A 19794-nucleotide genomic window follows, 5' to 3' on the forward strand; every position below is an offset into this window, starting at 1 on the left:
CCGCTAGAACAGGTCGTGCGCCGGCCAGGCGGCGACCTCCCGGTAGACGTCCCACATCATCGCGTCGAGGTCGACGCCGTTGCCGTTGGCCACCGCCGCCCAGCAGAACTCGTTCCCGGTACGCACGAGCACGGACTCGGTGCCGGGCAGGCGTCCGGTGTGCCACCAGTTGTTGCTGGTGTTGACGGCCCAGCCGCAGGCGTATCCGGAGTTCGCCGCCGACGGCGTGGTCATCGTGGTGATCGTGTCCCTGCGCAGCAGGTCGGGCACCGTGGCGAACCCGTCGGCCCGCACCGCGAACCTCAGGAGGTCCGTGGGCGAGGCGAGCCAGCCGCCGTGGGAGTCCATCCGCCGTACGCGCATGCCGTACGGGTCGTCGGTGCCGTAGTAGACCACCTCGTCGGCGCGCCGCTCGGCGCGGGTGTCGCCGGCGATGTGCATGTTGGTGATCCCGCTGGGCGCGAGCACGCTCTGGCGTACGTGATCGGCGTACGGCTGCCCGGTGACCTGTTCGATGACCCGGCCGAGCACGCAGTAGCCGAAGTTGGAGTACATGTAGGTGGTGCCCGGCGTGTGCTGCAGGGGCCGGTTGTCGAGCACCCAGCCGATCAGCTGCGCGTGGTTCATGCCGGGGTTGGTGAACATCGGGTCGTTGCCGTCGTTGGTCCAGCCTCCGGCGGTGTGCTGGAGCAGGTGCTGGATGGTGATGGCGTCGATGCCCGTGCCGTAAGGCTGCGTGCCGTAGCGGGTGCCGAGGACGCCGCCGGTGCCGAACACCCGCTGCCCGAGCCTCAGCCGCCCCGCCTCGACGAGCCGCATGATCGCGACCGACGTGATCGGCTTGGAGACGCTGGCGACGCGGAGCAGGTGCCGTTCGGTGAGCCGCTCGCCGGTCTCCCGGTTGGCCCGGCCGTACCCCCGGGCGAAGACGAGCGCGCCGCGGCGGGCGATCGCGAGCGAGATGCCCGCGACGCCGGCGCCGGTCAGGTAGCGGTTGACGACCGCGTCGACCGGGGCGAAGTCCCCGGCGGCCGGTGCCTGGTTCCACCAGATCGCCGCGAACCGGGGCGTGCCACTGCCGTAGCCGCTCACCCGCGCGGGGCGGAAGCCCTGGCTCGTGTGCGTGTCGAAGGCGAGCTGGTAGTCGGCGGAGCTGAGGCCGTGGCGGGCCGACCAGCGCGGGCCGGCACCGCGGGCCCAGATCGCCGCGTACAGGTCGGTGCCGCCCACGGTGTAGCCGCTGACGCGCATAGGGCGGTAGCCCTGGCCGGTCAGCCGGTCGAATTCGGCTTGGTACTGCGCGGCGGTGAGGTTGTGCCGGGCCACCCATGGCGGGCCGCCGGTCTGCTCCCAGATGGCCGCGAACAGGGCCTGTCCGCCGGCCTGGTAACCGTCCACGTGCACGAGGCGGTAGCCCTGGCCGAGCAATCGGTCGAATTCGGCTTGGTACTGCGCGGCGGTGAGGTTGTGCCGGGCCACCCATGGCGGGCCACCGGTCTGCTCCCAGATGGCCGCGAACAGAGCCTGTCCGCCGACCTGGTAGCCGACCACGTGCGCCGGGCGGTAGCCCTGGCCGGTGAGCCGGTTGAACTCGGCCTGGTACTGCGCCCCGGTGAGGCCGTGGCGCGTGACCAGCGGCGGTCCGGGCATACGTTCCCAGATGGCCGCGTACAGGGCCTGCCCGCCCGCCTCATAGCCGTCCACGTGCGTGAGCCGGTAGCCCTGGCCGGCCAGCCGGTCGAACTCGGCCTGGTACTGCGCCGCGGTCAGGTTGTGCCGCGCCACCCAGGCGAACGGGCCGGTGGCTCGCGCCGTACCGGCGACGAGGCACTCGGCGAGCCCCGCCGCCGGCACCATCCCGCCCTTCTCCAGGCCGATGAGCGCGCCCAGTGCGGCACCCGCGTGCAGGATGGTGCGCCGGCTGTACGGCGTGGATGGATCGCCCATGTCGTCTCCCCCCAGAGTCGATCGATCAGCTCGATCGTGGGACCGGGGAGGGGGGATGACATGAGCACCCCCATACTCAATTCGGCGACCCGGAGGCGCCTTCCACCGCGTACATGACCAGCGTGGTGAGCACGTCCTTGACCGAGTCGCGCTCGCGCACGTCGCACAGCACGATCGGGATGGTCTCGGTCAGGCCGAGCGCCCGCCGTACCTTGACCGGGTCGTGGCGGCGGGCGCCGTCGAAGCAGTTCACGCAGACGACGAACGGGATGCCGCGCTGCTCGAAGTAGTCCACCGCCGGAAAGCAGTCCTGCAAACGGCGGGTGTCGGCCAGCACGACGGCGCCGAGCGCGCCGACGGACAGCTCATCCCACATGAACCAGAACCGGTCCTGCCCGGGAGTGCCGAACAGGTACAGCCACAGCCCATCGCGGATGGTGATGCGGCCGAAATCCAGCGCCACCGTGGTGGTGGTCTTGGACTCCACACCCGAGGTGTCGTCCACCCCCAAGCTGCGCTCGCTCAGCAGCTCCTCGGTGTGCAGCGGCCGGATCTCGCTGATCGTGCCGACCATGGTCGTCTTGCCGACGCCGAAGCCGCCCGCGATGAGGATCTTGATGGCCAAGGCCGAGGCGACCGAGGTCGCCCCCGGCTCAGAGGCTGCGTAGTCCATGCAGCACTTCCCTGTAGATGCGTTCGTCGATGGTCTGCGCCGCCGGACGCGGGCGCTCGATGGTGACCAGGCCCTCTCGCCGCAGGTCGCTGAGGATGACCCGGGTGATGTTGAGCGGCAGCTTGAGGTGCGCCGCGACATCCGCCACGGGCGTCGGCCTGCGGCATACCGACAGCACGGTGTGATGCTCCGGGATCAGGTCCGCGGGCGCGTGGGAGCCGCCGACCGTGGTGACGATGGCCACCAGGTCGAACGTCTCGCCCCGTGGGCGCGCCCTGCCTCCGGTCAGCCCGAACAGCCGGATCAGCGGCCCGGGATCCTCCCCGGTCACGGTCTGGCGCCGTTCCAGGCGGGTGCCGGTGCCGCTCCCCTCGGCTGCGAGGAAAGGTGCTCGCCGACCCGCTTGACCATGAGCGCCATCTCATAGGTGACCATGCCCAGCTCGGCGTCTCCCGAGGCGAGCACGGCCAGCCGGGCGCCCTGGCCGGCGGCGGTGACGAACAGGAAGCCCCCCTCCAGTTCGATGATCGTCTGACGTACGCCGCCCAGCCCGAAGTGCCGTCCCGCGCCCATGGCGAGGCTGTGGCTGCCGGCGGAGATGGCGGACAGGTGCTCGGAGTCCTCCCGGGTCAGCTCCCGGGAGCCGCCCATGGCCAGCCCGTCGGCGGACAGCACGATGGCGTGCCGGATGCCGGGGACTCGCTGGGTGAGGTCGTCGAGCAGCCAGCTCAGTTCACTTCTCGGGTCGGGCATCGGGATGGTCGTCCTTTCGATTCCATACGTCTTGTCCCTGCTCCGTTTGGCTGCGGCCTTGCTGCCAGCCGCGCTGCATGGACGACATGAGCTGGGAGAGCTCCTCCGGCGAGCGCACCGAGACGGAGCTCCGGTCCGCGCGCCTGGCGGCACGCAGTTGCGGAGCCATATTCGCCTGCGGGACCCGCATCGGCAACCCGTCGAGGTCTTCGTCCGCCTCCTGTGCCGGTACCGTGACGCTCCACTCGACGGACGGCCCGGCGGGGAGGGAGGCGCCGGGCACCCGTCGCGTGGCGGGGCCGGTCCTCGGCTCGGCTACGGATCCGTTCCCGGGCTCGTTCGCCGAGTCGCTCACATGTCCGTTCGCCGGGCCGGTCATCGGGCCGGTTCCGGTCAGCGGGGTCTGCCTCGGCGTGGGGGCGGCCTCGAACCAGGCCACGCGCTCGGGCTCCGATTCAGGCGCGGGCCAGTCCGGGATGTCGCCGGGGCTGTCCGCGTCCCCGTCGTCACCCGGGAACTCCCGGCCGTTCGCGGCCTCCGGCCCGCGGGCCGAGAAGGGCTCCGGTTCGAGGCTCGGGAAGGCCTCCGAGGGGAAACTCGGGAAGGGGTCCGGGGCAACGCTGGGGAAGGGGTCCGGGGTGACGCTGGGGAAAGGCTCCGGGGCCACGGACACCACGCGGGGCCGGCCGTCGGCGGGCGCCGTGCCGAGCGCGCGCATGGGCCTGCCCGCGCGGCCGGTGGTGCGCTCCGCCGTATGCGTCGTCGTGGTGACGGCCGGGGCATCGGAGAGGGCGAGCAGAGCGGAGGGCAGCAGCACGATCGCCGTGGTCCCGTCGTACGGCGAGCGGCGCAGCGAGATCTTGATACTGTGCCGGACCGCGAGCCTGGACACCACGAACAGGCCGAGCCGGTCGCTGTCGGCCAGGTCGAACTCCGGCGGGTCGGCCAGCCGGGCGTTGAGCTCGTCGAGGGTGGCCTGGTTCAGCCCCAGGCCCCGGTCCTCCACCTCGAGCGCGAAGCCGTTCGCCGCCGTCATGCTGCGGATGTGCACGGTCGTGTCGGGCGGGGAGAAGACGGCGGCGTTCTCCACCAGCTCGGCGATCAGGTGGATCACGTCGGTGACCGCGGCGCCGACCAGCAGCGGGGAGTTCGGCATCGGCGCGATCGTGACGCGGGTGTAGTCCTCGACCTCCAGCACCGCGGCGCGTACGACGTCGAACAGCGGCACGGGGTCGCGCCAGCGGCGCGCGGGGGCGGAGTCGGACAGGATGATCAGGTTCTCCGCGTGCCGCCGCATGCGGGTGGTCAGGTGGTCGAGCTTGAACAGGTCCTCCAGGACCTCCGGCTCCTCGATCCGCCGCTCCATGGTGTCGAGCAGCGCGAGCTGGCGGTGGAGCAGCGCCTGGTTGCGCCAGGCCAGGTTGAGGAAGACCTGGGCGACGCCCTTGCGCAGGGTCGCCTGGCCCACCGCCGCCTCGACCGCCGTGCGACGTACGGCGGAGAAGGCGTTCACCACGCGATCGACCTCGGCGGTGTGAGCCGGATCGAGGCCGGGCGCCTCGGTGGCCGGATCCACGTCGTCGCCGCGGCGCAGCCGCTCGACCAGCCGGGGCAGCCGCTCCTCGGCCAGCTCCACCGCGGACGACTGCAGGCGCTTGAGCTCGGAGATCAGCGAACGGCCGAACCGGAAGGACAGCGCCACCGACCCGACGACCGCCAGCAGGCCCAGGACCAGGACCAGCCCGATCCGCCAGTACGCCCCGGACTTCAGATCCTCGGACTCGATCGAGGCGCGGCCCAGCTCCGTATGGGTGTCCCGGTTGATCACGCTGAGGAGCGACTCGGCGTCGCTCTTCCACTCGGCCGGCTCCACCGGCGGTGATCCGTTGGTGTCCCACACGAACAGCCGGTCCTCCACCGCCAGCAGCCGCTTGTACGGGGCGCTGGCGACCAGCCTGTCCAGGTTCGCCCGCAGGGCGGGACCCGCGTCGCGCTCGGCGTTGGCGAAGAAGATCCGGCGGCTGGTGAACGCGGCGACGAACGAGGCGCGGTCGGTGGGGGTCATCTTGTGGTGCACGATCGTGTTGGTGAGCACGGCGTGCTCCCGGCCCAGGTACTCCGAGGTGGCGCTGTAGGCCGCCATGCCACGCACCGCGCGGTAGGACGAGACGCCGCTCAACGCGTCGCGGTCGTTGAACTGCTGGTTGGCGACGTCGATCAGGTCGTTGTAGGCGTCGATGACCTTCAGCCGCGGGGACAACCCGCCATCGTCCGCGGACGCGCGCAGCGACTGGAGGCTGTCGAGCGCCTGCACCAGTGCCTGCACCTCGGCCGGGGTCTCGCCGTCCGACCCGACGTCAACGGATCCGATGACCTCGCGCAGGCGCTCGGCCTTGCTGTCGGTGATCGGCCGCTGCTCGGCCAGCGGCGCGTACGACGCGGTGCTACGCGGTGCCGCCGCGGAAAGCTGGCGCTCCTGCTGTAACTCGATGATCAACTCCAGCACCGGTGACCCGATGGCCTCCCACCGGTCCTGTGTCTGGGAGATCGAGGCGATCTCGTCCACGCTGGAGTAGGCGATAAACCCCCACAGAGCGATCATGGAGACCAGCGGAAGCAGGAGGATCCTGAGCAGCTTGGTACGGATCGGCGGGGGCGAGCTCATCCATCATGTCCAATTCCGCGCGTGGTGTGCGCCGCTTAGCGTCGTGAACTGGTGGTGGCCCCCCAGGTTGCCTGCCACGACTGGTACGTACGCCTGTGGTGCGTCCACTATGCCGATGGGGCACATGCACTTCAAGCTCCAGATGCGAAGAATCAGGCCAAAAGGCGTGTTGACTCCATGTCAGCACACGATTTGTGATCGTCACCGTTGGCTTTTCACCCACAGTGACGATCGTCGGACCCGCGCTGCCCGAAACTGTCGCGTGATCTTCACCTGCCATCATCCGGCCTCATGGTCCGTCACTTACTCGCGGGCGCGTGCCTGGTGAGCGCGCTCCTGGGCTGCACCGCGGCCCCCGCCGCTCCCCTCCGACAGGTGGCGACCCCCACCGTGGCCCCCGCGCCCGCGCCCGCTCCGGCTTCCGGCGAGGTGGCGAGCCCGGCCGTGGCGCAGTATCACGCCACCGAACTGCGTCCCGGCGACTGCATCGAGCCCATGCCCGACAGCTTCATAGTGACGGTGGTCGGTTGTTCGGTGCCGCATGCGGCGGAATTCGCCACTACCTACGTCATTCCGGACGGCCCGTGGCCGGGCTTCGCTGAGATGGAGAAGCTGGCCGTGGCGGGGTGCGGGCCGAGGATGCGGTACGTGGCGTCGAGGATGGGCGAGGTCGGTGCGGCCGTACTCGTTCCGGCGGAGGCGGACTGGCCGAGGTTCAGAACGGCGTATTGTCTGGCGGCCCCATTCGATGGCGGGAAACTCGTCGGCCGCGTCATCAAGTAAATTGACCTGTTTGAGTAACTACTCAATAGCCGATAGTGAGAAATCGCCGATCACACCGCGATATTCGCCCGCCCATGGGAGAGATCGAGCAGGAAGTAGTATCCGCCGCCGACCGTGAGCGTGTATCTGTCGAGCGTCTGCCCGGCCAGCCGGCGCTGGACCCCGGCGAATCCCTGCTCCAGGTCGCCCTGGAAGGCCACGAAGAGCATGCCCTGATCCTCGGGGCCATCATGGTAAGAATAGCCGCGCCGGAGCATTCTGGGGGCGGCGACCCCGGAGGTGCCTGGGTTGGCGCGGCGGGTGTGGGCGTCCAGGGGAGTGATCCGGCCCTCCGGGTCCGCGTCGAACACGGGTCTGCTGGTCGGGTGGGTGCCGTCCAGCCAGGTTCCGTCGCGGCGGCGTCCCATGACCCGCTCCTGTACGGGAACGGGCTCGAGGTCCCACAGCCGGGTGGCGAAACGGATGATGCGGACGACCTGGTAGCTGCCGCCCACCGCCCATCGCGGTTCGCCCGAGCCGGTCGCCACGCGGGCCACCTCCGCCGCGTCAGGGCTGCTCCGGTAGGAGGGGTTGCCGTAGCCCTCCATGAAACCGAACAGGTTGCGGGCCAGTGCCCGCCCTTCGCTCAACTGGCCGCCCGCCCGGAAGCCCTGCTTCTCCCATCGGACTCGGACTCCGGGCACGGCGCGCCGCAACGAGCCGCCCACCTGTCTGGCCAGCTCGGCGGTGCCGGCGCTGACCTGGAGGAGCAGGTCGCCGTGGACCAGGGCGGGGTCGAGCACGTCTCCGACGAAGGGCGGCATCGGCGTGAGCGAGACAGGCCGAGCCGCCGCCAGGCCGGCCTTGTCGAACCACGACGCCCCGAGGGCGATGGCCGCCTGTGCTCCGCCGCCGGGCTCGCGTGCCAGGCGGGCCAGCGCGTCGAGGGAGCGTACGGCATCGGCGCCGGATGGTACGTCGAGCGCGGTGAGGGCGACGTGCGAAGCGGGGGGCAGGAGCGCGGCGGGCAGCGGAGCGACGTCGGCGGCCTCGAACGCCGGCTCATCGCCGGAGTCGGCGGCGGTCATCGCGCAGACGGCCGCGAGGCCGGCGAGGGCCATGGCGCCGCGCCGGGTGGTGACTCCGGGGTCGGAGGATGACTTCTGGGCTGCCGACCGGCGTGGTGTCACAGATTCTCCGTACTGTTCGACAGGACACAAAACATCATGTCTCCAATCGAGTCAAGATCCGTTGCCGAACTGAGATGCTGTAAATAATCAGTCTTGTTTTCAGTGATCGTCCGGCTTAGTGTTCCCAATCGCCGAGTAAAGCCTACATAAAACGGACAGTCGGAATAATTCCGACTGTCCTAGGCATTGTCGCGGGGAGTGCTATATGTCGGGTTTTGTCCGTGGAAAGCTCCTGGCGACACTGCTCGGGCTGAGTGTCGTCTTTTCGCCACTTCCCGTGCTGGGTCAGAGCTCCCAAACCGTCTTACCCGCGGCACTTCCCGATCACGACAGGCCACCGCCGGTGAGCGCCAAGGCCACGGCGGCGAGTGCCAAGGCCGTCGCGGACGCGGCCGGTCCCGCCGTCTACGCCTATGACGCGGCGGGCATGCTGACCGGCGTCACGCACCCCGGCGGCGAGGCCGCCAAGTACAGCTACGACCCGGCCGGCAACCTGACCGGCATCGAGCGGTATCCCGCGACGCAGCTCTCGGTGATGAGCGTCGTCCCGGTCGCCGGCCGGCCCGGTTCGACCGTGCGCGTCTCCGGCACCGGCTTCTCCGCCACTCCGTCGGGCAACACCGTCTCGTTCAACGGCGCCACCGCCACCGTGACCGCCGCCACCGCCACCTCGCTCACGGTGACGGTGCCGGCGAGTGTGACCACCGGTGCGGTCGCCGTCACCGTCGGCGGCACCACCGCGCAGGCCGGGACGTTCACCGTGGCCGCCCCCGGACCCGCCCTCACCGCGATCACGCCGCAGACCGGTCCGCCGACCACCGCGGTCACCGTCACCGGATCCGGCTTCGCGAGCGCGCTGTCGGACAACATCGTCAGCATCAACGGGTTGCGCGCCGAGGTGACGTCGGCCACGGCCACGCAGCTGACGTTCGTGGTCCCCAACGGCGCGAACTCCGGCAAGGTGCTGGTCGCGACCCCCGCCGGAGAGGCGACCTCAGCCGCGGACTTCATCGTCCCCCTGACCGCGGTGGACCCGGCCACCATCGAGAACACGACCCGCCTGCAGGTCGGCGGCGAGGCGCAGCCCGTCCTCATCTCCAGCGCGGGCAAGTCCGCGCTCGTCGTGTTCGACGCCCCGGCGTCAGGCGAGGTCGACGTCGGGCTGACGGGGAACACGCTGGGCACGGTCAACGCGATCGCCTACAACTACGCGAGCACGAAACTCCAGAACGTCTCCGTCAGCAGCAGTGGTGGATCACTGCACCTCAGCGGTCTTGCCGAAGGGCGGACCTACCAGCTCCTGCTCGATCCGAGCACGGCGACGGCGACAGGTCAGGTCACGGTGACGCTGTCGGCCCCGGTGTCCGGCGGCCTGCTGTCGCCCACGGCCGCGGGATCGACCGCGACGATCGCCCGGCCGGGCCAGCACGCGGTCTTCACCTTCGTCGGGGCCGCGGACGCCGCCGTGAGCGTGGGATTCACCGGCACCACGATCGACAAGTACTGGAACGTCGACGTGGTGGCGCCGAACGGCACGGTGGTCGACAACTACAATTTCTCCGCCGGCACGTCAGGTGACCTCGATCTTCCGAAGCTGCCGATATCCGGCACTTACCGGGTCGTCATCGATCCCGCCTCCGCCGCGACCGGCTCGGTCACGGCGACGCTGTCGTCCCCGGTGTCCGGCGGCCCGCTGTCGGCCACGGCCGCGGGATCGACCGCGACTATCGCCCGGCCGGGCCAGGACGCGGCGTTCACTTTCACCGGGGCCGCGGACGCCGCCGTGAGCCTGGGATTCACCGGCACCACGATCGACAAGTTGTGGATCGTCAACGTGATGGCCCCCGACGGCACGAAGGTGGTCGACAGCCGGATCTTCGCCGCCGGTGCGTCGGGGGAGATCGACATTCCGAAGCTGCCGGCGTCCGGCGCCTACCGGGTCGTCGTCGATGTCAACTTGGGCGGTACCGGCTCGATCACGGCGACGCTGTCCGTACCGGTGGCCAGTGGCGTGCTGTCGGCGACGGAGGCCGGGTCGGTCGTGACGATCCCCCGGCCGGGCCAGGACGCGGGGCTGACCTTCGCGGGCACCGCCGACGCCGCGGTGAGCCTCGGTCTCACCGCCAACACCTTCGGCAAGACGATCTACCTGGACGTGGTGGCGCCGGACGGGACCGTCGTCGTGGACAACCAGTTCCTGTCCACGACGACCTCCGGTGAGATCGACATCGCCAAGCTGCCGCAGACCGGCACCTACCAGGTGCTGATCGACCCGGACCAGGCGAGCACCGGCTCGGTCACGGTGACGCTGTCGAGCCCGGTGTCCGGCGGCCAGATCACGGCGACGGGCGCGGCCGCGGTGCTGCCGATCCCGCGGCCCGGTCAGGACGCCATCCTCACCTTCGCCGGGACGGCGGACCGCCCCGTGAGCCTGGGGCTGACGGCGAACACGCTGACCAAGTCGGCGTACGTCAACGTGCTGGCGCCGGACGGCACGGTCACGGTGAAGAACTTCTACGTGTCCGCCGCGGCCGCCGACGAGATCGACATCGAGAAACTTCCGCAGACCGGTACGTACCGGGTGGTGATCGACCCCAATGACGCGGCCACCGGCTCGATCACGGCCACGCTGTCCGAGCCGCTCACCGGGACGCTGACCGCCACCGGCGCCGGGGTGACGTCGGCGATCTCGCGCGCAGGTCAGGACGCGGTCCTCACCTTCGCCGGGACGGCGGACCGCCCCGTGAGCCTGGGGTTGACGGCGAACACGCTGACCAAGGCCGCGTACGTCAACGTGCTGGCGCCGGACGGCACGATCACGGTGAAGAACTTCTACGTCTCGGCTGCGACGGCTGACGAGATCGACATCGCCAAACTCCCGCAGACCGGGACGTATCGGGTGGTTATCGACCCCACTCAGGCGGCCACCGGCTCGATCACCGCCTCGCTGTCCGAGCCGCTCACCGGGACGCTGACGCCCACCGGCGCCGGAGTGGCGGCTGCGCTCTCGCGCGCCGGTCAGGACGCGGTCCTGACCTTCGCCGGGACGGCGGACGGCGCCGTCGGCATCGGCCTCACTCCCAACACCGTCAACCAGCCGACGTACGTCAACGTGCTGGCGCCGGACGGCACGGTCGTGGTGAAGAACACCTATGTCTCGGCCGCGACGGCCGACGAGATCGACATTGCCAAACTCCCGCAGACCGGGACGTACCAGATCGTGATCGACCCGACGAAGGCGGGGACGGGCTCGGTCACGGCCACGCTCTCCAACCGGATCGCGGCCGGCACTCTGACCCTTGGCGGCGCCGCCGTCAACGCCACGATCGCCCGCGCCGGGCAGGACGCGGCCTACACCTTCACCGGCACCGCCGCCCAGAAGGTCAAGCTCACCGTCACCGGGGTGCCGAGCTTCACCGGGCCGATCTACGTGGGCGTCATCAAGCCTGACGGGACCCAGCTCAGCAACACCTACATGTCCGTCAACACGACCGTCAACGTCGCGGACCTTCCCGCGGCCGGAACGTACACGGTCGTGGTCGACCCCACCAAGGGCCTGACCGGGCAGGTCGGCATCGCGCTCGCCACCAGGACCGCGCTGGCGCCCGCCGCCACGAACGCGACATCGGGTCCGGCCGCCTCGCCGTCCCCGACCCCGTCGGCCACCCCGGCGATCCGGCCCGCCACCCTCATCGGTGAGACGCCGAACGGCGAGGGGGACTGGAAGCCCGACAAGGGCAACCTGACAGGCGTCGACTGGAACATCCGGCGGGCCGAGCCCGCGACGATCGAGGCGGCGCGGGCTTCCGCCGGGGTCACGGCGCTGTCCGGCGTGATCCGGACGATCGACGGCAAGCCGCTGCCGAAGGTCGCGCTGACCGTCGGCCGGGTCAAGGGGACCACCGACGGCAAGGGCCGCTTCCTGCTCACCGGTCTGCCCGCCGGAACCTCGACGCTCGACGTCGACGGTGCCGCGGCCAGCACGAAGGGCCACCGCTACGGCTTCTACTCGGTCAAGGTGGACCTGGCCGCCGGGCGGACCACCGTGCTTCCGTACACCATCTGGATGCAGCAGCTCGACACCCAGTACATGGTGAAGTTCGACTCGCCGACCACCAAGGAGGTCGTGCTCACCACGCCGAAGATCCCCGGCCTGGAGGTGCGCATCCCCGCGGGGTCGGTGATCCGCGACAAGTTCGGCAAGGTCATCACCGAGCTGGGCATCACGCCGATCCCGATCGACCGGCCGCCCTTCCCGTTGCCGCCGAACGGCATCGTGCCCGTCTACTTCACCGTGCAGCCCGGCGGCACCTTCGTCTTCCCCGACGGCGCCCGCGTCGTCTACCCGAACTACACCAAGCTGCCGCCCGGCCAGACCGTGGACTTCTGGAACTACGACCCGGAGCGGCAGGGCTGGCACGTCTACGGTCACGGCAAGGTGAGCGCCGACGCGACGCAGGTCGTACCGGATCCCGGCACCAAGGTGTGGTCGTTCTACGGCGGGATGTTCAACACCTCGAGCCTGCCGAAGTGGCTGCAGGGCTGGTTCAAGGACGTCTGGGACTGGATCAACGGCGACCCGGTGCAGCTGTCCACCGGTCAGCTCATGGACTCGCGCACCGACCTCGCCGTCGACGACGTGCTGCCGATCGAGGTCACCCGCACGCTCTACCAGGGCGACACCGCCAACCGTGACTTCGGGATCGGGCAGATCGGGGCCTACAACGCCTTCCTGCACTCGGAGCAGCAGTACCAGGAGGTCGACCTCTACCTTCCGGGCGGCGCGATCATCCACTACGTCCGGACCTCTCCAGGAACGGGCTTCATGGACGCGGTCTTCGGCGCCGTCAACACTCCCGGCGAGTACAGAGGCTCGACCATCAGGCGCGACAACACGCGCGACGGCTGGGAACTGTGGCGGCGCGACGGCATGCGGTACTACTTCCCGCAGTACCAGCCGCTGGCGGAGATCAGGGACCGCAACGACAACACGATCACCTTGACGCGCGACGGCCAGCTCAACCTCGTCCAGATCACCTCGCCCAACGGCAAGTGGATCAAGCTGGCGTACAACACGAACAACCGGGTCACCGGGCTGCGGGACAACATCGGCCGCACGGTGGGCTACACCTACAACGCTGGCGGCCGGCTGGAGACGGTCACCGACACCGGCGGCAAGGTCATGAGGTACACCTACGACTCCGCCGGCCGGATGTTCACCGCGACCGACACCCGGGGCATCACCTACCTGACCAACGAGTACGACGCCGCGGGCCGCGTGGCCAAGCAGACGCTGACGGACGGGCAGATCTACACGTTCGACTACGTCACCGACGCCGCCGGGAAGATCACCGAGACCCGGGTCACCCAGCCGAACGGCGCGGTGCAACGAGTCACCTTCAACGCGGCCGGCGCGGCGACCAGCCAGACCGAGGCGTACGGCACGGCCGAGGCGAACACGACGACCTTCACCCGCGGCACCGGTCAGCGGATCGACTCGATGACCGACTCCGCGGGACGGGTCACGTCCATGGCCTACGACGGCGAAGGCCGGATCACCCAGTCCACCCGCCTGGCGGGCACCCCGGCCGCGGTGAACGGTGTGAAGACCGTCTATGGCGGGCCCTTCGACCTGCCCTCGGCCGTCACCGACGAGCTGGGCAAGACCACCACGTACGAGTACGACGACAAGGGCAACCTCCTCACGGAGACCGATCCGCTGGGCCGGGTCAGCAAGACCCGCTACAACTCCGCGGGCCAGGTGCTCACCGTCACCGACGCGGCCGGCAAGGTCACCACCAACACCTACAGCCTCGGCGACCTGAAGACCTCCACCGATCCGACAGGCCGCGTCACCCGGTTCTTCACCGACAACGCCGGCCGGATCACCCAGACCACCGACCCGGCCGGAGCCGTCTCGACGATCGCCTATGACGCCCGCAACCAGATCGGCTCCGTGACGGACCCGCTGGGCCGGACGTTCGGCTTCGGCTACGACGAGAACGGCAACCGCAACAAGCTCACCGATCCGCGCAACAACTCGATGTCCTGGGAGTACGACGCCTCGGACCGGGTCACCAAGGTCACCGATCCGCTCGGCAGATCGACGGTCACGACCTACGACAAGGCCGGGCAGGTCGCCACCACGACCAGCCGCAACGGCAAACTCACCAAGTTCGCCTACGACGCCCTCGGCCGGACCAAGCAGGTCGACTACGGCGTCAGCGGCACCACCGCCGAATCGACCGTGGTCTTCACCTACGACGAGGTCGACCGGCTCAAGCGCATCGCCGACACGGCCGCCGGGGGAGACACGGTCTTCACCTACGACGACCTCGACCGGGTCACCCGGGTCACGCGCCCGGCCGGGCAGGTCGACTACGGGTACAACGCGGTGGACCAGCGGACCAGCGTCACCGTCCTCGGACGGGCACCCGTCACCTACGACTACGACGACACCGGCGCGGTCAAGCGGATCGCCCGCGGAAACGTGGCCGTGGCCCCGCACTACGACGACGCGGGCCGGGAGGACCGCCTCGACCTGCCCGGCGGCTGGAGCCAGCACTACGGCTACGACGACGCGGGCCGGGTCACCGGGATCACCTACCGCTACGGCACGACCGACAAGGGCGGCCTGGCCTACGGCTACGACCCGCTCGGCCAGATCGCCGACGTCACCGGCTCGTTCGCCAAGGTCGCGTTGCCGGCGGCGGTCAGCGGGATGGTCTACGACGCGGCCAACCGGCTGACCAGCCGCTCGGGGCAGACGCTGTCGTACGACCCCGACGGCAACCTCACCGGCGACGGCACCACCACCTACGACTGGAACGCCCGAGGCCAGCTCAAGGGCCTCAGCCGGGCCGGCCTGACCGCCGGGTTCCGTTACGACGCCGAGGGGCAGCGAGACCGCCGCACGGTCAACGGCGCCGTGACCGGCTACCTGGCCGGCGGGGACAACCCCATCGCCGAGACCGACGCGTCGGGGAACGTCACGGCCGAGCTGATGTCCGGCGCGATCGACCAGTGGTTCGGCCGCACCAGCGGGGCCGGGACCCAGACCTATCTCACCGACCTCCAGGGCAGCACGCTGGCGCTCGGCGCCGATGACGGCAGCCTGAAGACGGCCTACTCCTACGACCCGAACGGCGGCACCGCGGTCACCGGTGACCCGGGCGGCAACGGGTTCACGTACACCGGCCGCGAGGACGACGGTACCGGCCTGCTGTTCTACCGCGCCCGCTACTACAGCCCGACGCTCGGCCGGTTCATCAGCGAGGACCCGGTCGGCGTCGACGGCGGGGCCAACCTCTACGGCTACGCCGCCGGCGACCCGGTCAACGCGACCGACCCGAGTGGCAACAGCCCGATGCTGGCCGCCTGCCTGGGCGGCGCGCTGTTCGGCGGCGGCCTGGAATACCTGACCCAGCGGCTGTCCGGCCGCAAGGTCGACTGGGGCAGCGTCGGCACGCAGGCGCTCCTCGGCTGCGGGCTCGGGATGTTCGGCAAGGCGTTCCAGTTCGGCAAGGTCGCGCAGTGCGTGGGCAACAGCTTCACCGGCGACACCCCGGTTCTCATGGCGGACGGGACGCGCAAGCCGATCAGCGAGGTGCGGGTCGGCGAGCTGGTCATGGTGACCGATCCGGTGACCGGGGCCACCCGAGGCGAGCCCGTCACCGCGCTCATCCAGGGCCTCGGGTCGAAGAGCCTCGTCGAGCTGACCGTGGACCTGGATGGAGAACGGGGCACGGTCACCGCGACGGACGGGCACCCGTTCTGGGTCCCGGACCGCCGGGAATGGGTCGAGGCCGGCGACCTCGTCCCCGGCACGTGGCTGCGGACCTCCGCCGGCACCTACGTGCAGGTCAGCGCGGTCCGGAAGCTCTTCAGATGGGACCGCGTCTACAACCTCACGGTCGGCGAGACGCACACGTTCTATGTGGCCGCCGGCGCGGCGAACCTGCTGGTCCACAACAGTGCCTGCCCGAAGGCGTCCTGGCTCGGCAAGGCCAACTTCACCAGCCAGAAGACGATGAGCAAGAAGTTCGACGCCCACGCCGCCGACTTCGGCATCACGGGCAACCGCAACAAGGCAACCATGCAGGCGTTCGAGAAGGCCATGCGGGACCACATGGCCGCGCCGGGAACCAAGATCTACCGGTTCAACTACCGGGGACAGGGCACGGCGGTCGGCTTCATCGATCCCAGTACGGGAAAGATGGTGATGCTCCACGCGGACGGGTCGTTCTGGTCCGCCTGGAACCTCGGAAGCAAGCAGCTCGCGGGCATCATAGACAAGGGCTACCTGTATTGACAGCAGGCGGAGGCGACCCCGCGACGAGCGGGGAGCTGGCCGGGGCGCTCCTCGACGGCCCGCACCGGTTCGGCGGCCGGTGGCTGGACGAGGGCGCCAAGGCGGTGGTGCCGGTGCCCGCGTCCTGGCCGCCGGACGAGCGGCTCGCGGGCCGGGTCTCCGCGGGCGCCAGGGCGTCCGGCGTGGACCGCGTCCTCGCGGGGCAGGTCGGCGCGCGGCATGCCGCCGAAGACGTCCTCGAGCTGCGGGTGCCGCTCGCCGGGCTGCCCCGGTCCGAAGGCGGCCTCCTCCTCGCCCTTCCCGGGCTGTCCGGCGCCGTCCTCGTCACGGGGCAGGGATATGCGCTGGTCGCGGGGGACACCCGGTTCGTCCGGGCGTGCCTGGACACCGGGATCGACGAGGCCAGGGCGAGGTTCGCCAGATACGCGAAAAGGCTGGCCGGCTCGCGGCCGGAGCCGGCGGCGGTCGCCGCGGAGTACCCTGCGCGACATCCGTCGGCGTCCACGCCGGCCGAGGTCGCTCCGGGATCCGGGGTGGCCGAGCAACTGGCTCTCATGCGGGCGTTGGTGCGAGGCGACCTGCCCGCCGCCTCCTTCGCGCCGGCCTGGCTGGCCGCCCGCCGGCGCGCGCTCGACGAGGGAGAACGGGTCCGCGACAGCCTGGAACGGGCGCTGCTGGACGTCTTCTACGCCCTGGAGGACTACCCAGCCGACCCGGACCTGCGCGAGCCCGGCGACCTCACCGACGAGGAGCTGACCTCCCGGGTCCGCGTGTCCCTTGCCGGTCTCGCCCCGCCCTGAAGCCGCGGTGAGCTGGTCAGTCCTTGTAGGCGCGCAGGGCCTCGATCACGCTGCGGAGGTGCCCGCGAGCGGCCTGTTCGGCCGTCTCCGGATCGCCCGAACAGATGGCGTGGATGATGGCCAGGTGCTCGTTCAGTGAGACGGCCGGCCGTCCCGGCTGCATGGCCAGCCGGAACTGGTGCCGGACGATCTGCGCGCGCAGCCGCTCCAGCACGCCACCGGCCGTGGCCTGACCACTCAGCTCCCGGATCCGGCGATGCAGCGACCGGTTGAGATCGGAGTAGCCGAGCACGTCGCCCGAAGCGACCGCCGCCGACATCCGCGCGCCCACCTCGCGCAGCTCGTCCGCCTCCGCCGGAGTCACCCGCTCAGCGGCCTTGGCCGCGCACAGGCCCTCGACCACCATGCGGACCTCGCTGATCTCGATGGCCTCGGCCAGAGAGACCGCGCGGACCCGGGCGCCCCGGTTCTGAATCCGCTCCACCAGGCCCTCGTTGGCCAGTTGCTGCAGCGCCGAACGCACCGAGCTGCGGCTGGCGGAGAAGCGCTCCGACAGGTCGGTCTCGACCAGCCGCTGATCAGGCACGAACTCACCACGCATGATCCCGTCACGCATGGCGTCGAGCACCGCTCCCGAGTCTGAGGACACGTTCCCTCTCTCTGATTGTCGCCAATCTTGTGCTAAATATCGTATCGATGATGGATGCCATTCACTCGATGACAGATGCCGCCCCGCCCCTGCGCGTGGCCGTGCTCGGCCTCGGTGAGGCCGGCGCGGCCATCTCGGCCGACCTCGCCGCCGCCGGGGCGCTGGTCCGCGGCTACGATCCCGCCGTCGGCGCGCCCGCGGGCGTCGTGGAAACCGGTGGCGAGGCCGACGCGGTCCGCGGTGTCGACCTGGTCCTGAGCGTCAACAGCTCAGCGGCGGCCGAGGAAGCGCTGCGTAACGCGCTGCCGGGCGCCGCGCCGGCGACCCTGTGGGCGGATCTCAATACGGCGGCGCCGGCGGTCAAGCGGCGGCTGGCCGAGCTCGCCGGCCAAGCCGGTCTCGCGTTCGCCGACGTCGCGCTGATGGCGCCCGTTCCGGGACGTGGCCTGCGTGCGCCCATGCTGGTCTCCGGTGGTCACGCCGAACGGTACGCCCGCCTGCTCACACCGCTCGGCGCGCGGGTGGATGTGCTCGACGGCCCCCCTGGGCTCGCCGCCGAGCGCAAACTCCTGCGCAGCGTCTTCTTCAAGGGCTTGGCGGCCGCCGTGGTCGAGGCGCTCCGGGCCGGGCGGGCGGCCGGATGCGAGGACTGGCTACGCGAGAACATCGCCGACGAGCTCGCCGCGGCGGACGCGGCCACCGTACGGCGCCTGGTGGACGGCACGCACCGCCATGCCGTACGGCGTGCCGCGGAGATGCGCGCCGCCACCGACATGCTGACCGACCTGGGCGTGCCGCCCCTGATCACCCGAGCCACCGCCGACCTCCTCCGCGGGCCCCTGGAGTGAACCCCGCGTCCGCGGGGGCTTGCGTTCGCGGCCGGCCTTCATTGAGATGGCTTGTCATAAGGTCGCGTGCGCGGCGAAAGTGAACCGGTAAATCCAGGGACGGCCGTATGAAGCGACCCACGATCGACGACATAGCCCGCAGGGCCGGTGTCTCGAAGGGCGCGGTGTCGTTCGCGTTGAACGGTCGTCCCGGTGTCTCCAGCGAGACCCGCCGCCGCATCCAGGCCATCGCCGCCGAGCTGGGCTGGCAGCCGAACAGCCTGGCGCGGGCCCTGTTCGACGGCCGGCCCGACGTGCTGGGTCTCGTCGTGGACCGGCCGGCGCGCACGCTGGGGCTGGAGCCGTTCTTCATGCAGCTGATCTCCGGCATCGAGGCCACGCTGTCGGCGGCGTCCGTCGGACTGTTGCTGCAGATGACCGAGGACCCAGAGCAAGAAATCGCGATTTATCGGAAATGGTGGGCGCAGCACCGGGTGGCCGGGGTGTTCGTCGTCGATCTGCGGGCCGAGGACGCCAGGATCGCCGTGCTGGAGGAGCTGAAGCTGCCCGCCGTGGTCATCGGCGGACCGGAGGGGACGGGGCGGCTGCCCACCGTCTGGAGCGACGACGCCGGCGCGATCGGCGTCGTGATGGAGCACCTGGCCGGGCTGGGGCACCGCAGGATCGCCAGGGTCGCGGGGCGGGAGGAGCTCAGGCACACCCGCGTCAGGACCGACGCGATGCGAGAGGCGGCCGCCAGGCTGGGGGTGGCGGCAGCCACCGTGTACGCCGACTACAGCGGCGAGAGCGGCGAGCGGGCCACCCTCGACCTGCTGCGCGGGCCAGGACGGCCGACCGCCATCGTGTACGACAACGACGTGATGGCCGTGGCGGGCACCGCCGCCGCTCGTGAGGCGGGGATCTCGGTGCCCACCGAGCTGTCCGTCGTGGCCTGGGACGACTCGGCCCTGTGCCTGCTGGCCCGGCCCCACCTGACGGCGGTGAGCAGGGACATCGCCGCGTTCGGCGCCCAGGCTGCTCGGTCGCTGCTCAACCTGGTCCAGGGCCGGGAGGTCGCCGACTCGCGGCAGGCCGAGCCGCGCCTGGTGGACAGGGGGAGCACCGCCCCCTGTGATGAATCGGTTCAGTAACCGAGCGGAAATATGCGCGACCAGTCATTGCAACTAAACGGGTTTAGTGATGGCATGTCAGCCAAT

12 protein-coding genes are annotated in these 19794 nt (G+C 70.5%); 5 read left to right on the forward strand and 7 right to left on the reverse strand.

Going from position 1 to position 19794, the window contains the following annotated elements:
* Positions 1-3 precede the first annotated feature (3 nt).
* The 5 genes from KLK06_RS37145 to KLK06_RS37165 all read right to left on the reverse strand — a co-directional run bounded on the left by KLK06_RS37145 (position 4) and on the right by KLK06_RS37165 (position 6038).
* The gene (locus KLK06_RS37145; protein WP_214640316.1) at positions 4-1947 is read right to left on the reverse strand and encodes a serine hydrolase; all 1944 of its coding nucleotides are present in this window, start codon (positions 1945-1947) and stop codon (positions 4-6) included.
* 76 nt (positions 1948-2023) lie between these two features.
* Positions 2024-2620, reverse strand: coding sequence for an ATP/GTP-binding protein (locus tag KLK06_RS37150; protein WP_214640317.1), 597 nt, complete (start codon positions 2618-2620; stop codon positions 2024-2026).
* Positions 2601-2951, reverse strand: coding sequence for a DUF742 domain-containing protein (locus KLK06_RS37155; RefSeq protein ID WP_214640318.1), 351 nt, complete (start codon positions 2949-2951; stop codon positions 2601-2603). The genes KLK06_RS37150 and KLK06_RS37155 overlap by 20 nt, the downstream gene beginning before the upstream one ends.
* Complete coding sequence (locus tag KLK06_RS37160) at positions 2948-3373, reverse strand: roadblock/LC7 domain-containing protein (protein WP_214640319.1); 426 nt, start codon at positions 3371-3373, stop codon at positions 2948-2950. Before KLK06_RS37160 ends, KLK06_RS37155 begins: the two co-directional genes overlap by 4 nt.
* A complete protein-coding gene (locus tag KLK06_RS37165) occupies positions 3354-6038 on the reverse strand; it encodes an ATP-binding protein (protein WP_214640320.1) in 2685 nt (894 codons plus the stop codon). The genes KLK06_RS37160 and KLK06_RS37165 overlap by 20 nt, the downstream gene beginning before the upstream one ends.
* A 291-nt stretch (positions 6039-6329) precedes the next feature.
* Between KLK06_RS37165 and KLK06_RS37170 the strand changes: the two genes are divergently transcribed.
* Entirely contained in the window at positions 6330-6821 is a 492-nt protein-coding gene (locus KLK06_RS37170; RefSeq protein WP_214640321.1) for a hypothetical protein, read from the forward strand.
* Between the two features lie 50 nt (positions 6822-6871).
* Here the strand turns inward: KLK06_RS37170 and KLK06_RS37175 are convergent, their stop codons facing one another.
* The gene (locus KLK06_RS37175; protein ID WP_214640322.1) at positions 6872-7990 is read right to left on the reverse strand and encodes a Dyp-type peroxidase; all 1119 of its coding nucleotides are present in this window, start codon (positions 7988-7990) and stop codon (positions 6872-6874) included.
* Between the two features lie 343 nt (positions 7991-8333).
* Here KLK06_RS37175 and KLK06_RS37180 point away from each other — a divergent pair, with 343 nt between their 5' ends.
* Together KLK06_RS37180 and KLK06_RS37185 are read left to right on the forward strand one after the other, a co-directional pair.
* A complete protein-coding gene (locus tag KLK06_RS37180; protein WP_214640323.1) occupies positions 8334-16301 on the forward strand; it encodes an RHS repeat-associated core domain-containing protein in 7968 nt (2655 codons plus the stop codon).
* Entirely contained in the window at positions 16298-17101 is an 804-nt protein-coding gene (locus KLK06_RS37185) for a colicin immunity domain-containing protein (protein WP_214640324.1), read from the forward strand. The genes KLK06_RS37180 and KLK06_RS37185 overlap by 4 nt, the downstream gene beginning before the upstream one ends.
* Before the next feature lie 16 nt (positions 17102-17117).
* Here the strand turns inward: KLK06_RS37185 and KLK06_RS37190 are convergent, their stop codons facing one another.
* Positions 17118-17750: a GntR family transcriptional regulator gene (locus KLK06_RS37190; RefSeq protein WP_308168616.1), complete on the reverse strand. Its 633-nt coding sequence runs from the start codon at positions 17748-17750 to the stop codon at positions 17118-17120.
* Positions 17751-17818: 68 nt separating this feature from the next.
* Between KLK06_RS37190 and KLK06_RS37195 the strand changes: the two genes are divergently transcribed.
* Together KLK06_RS37195 and KLK06_RS37200 are read left to right on the forward strand one after the other, a co-directional pair.
* Positions 17819-18598, forward strand: coding sequence for an NAD(P)-dependent oxidoreductase (locus KLK06_RS37195; RefSeq protein ID WP_214640325.1), 780 nt, complete (start codon positions 17819-17821; stop codon positions 18596-18598).
* A 107-nt stretch (positions 18599-18705) separates the two neighbouring features.
* The gene (locus KLK06_RS37200; RefSeq protein ID WP_214640326.1) at positions 18706-19728 is read left to right on the forward strand and encodes a LacI family DNA-binding transcriptional regulator; all 1023 of its coding nucleotides are present in this window, start codon (positions 18706-18708) and stop codon (positions 19726-19728) included.
* Positions 19729-19794: the final 66 nt, after the last annotated feature.

This window comes from Nonomuraea sp. NEAU-A123 (genome assembly GCF_018603905.1).
Classification (GTDB): Bacteria; Actinomycetota; Actinomycetes; order Streptosporangiales; family Streptosporangiaceae; genus Nonomuraea.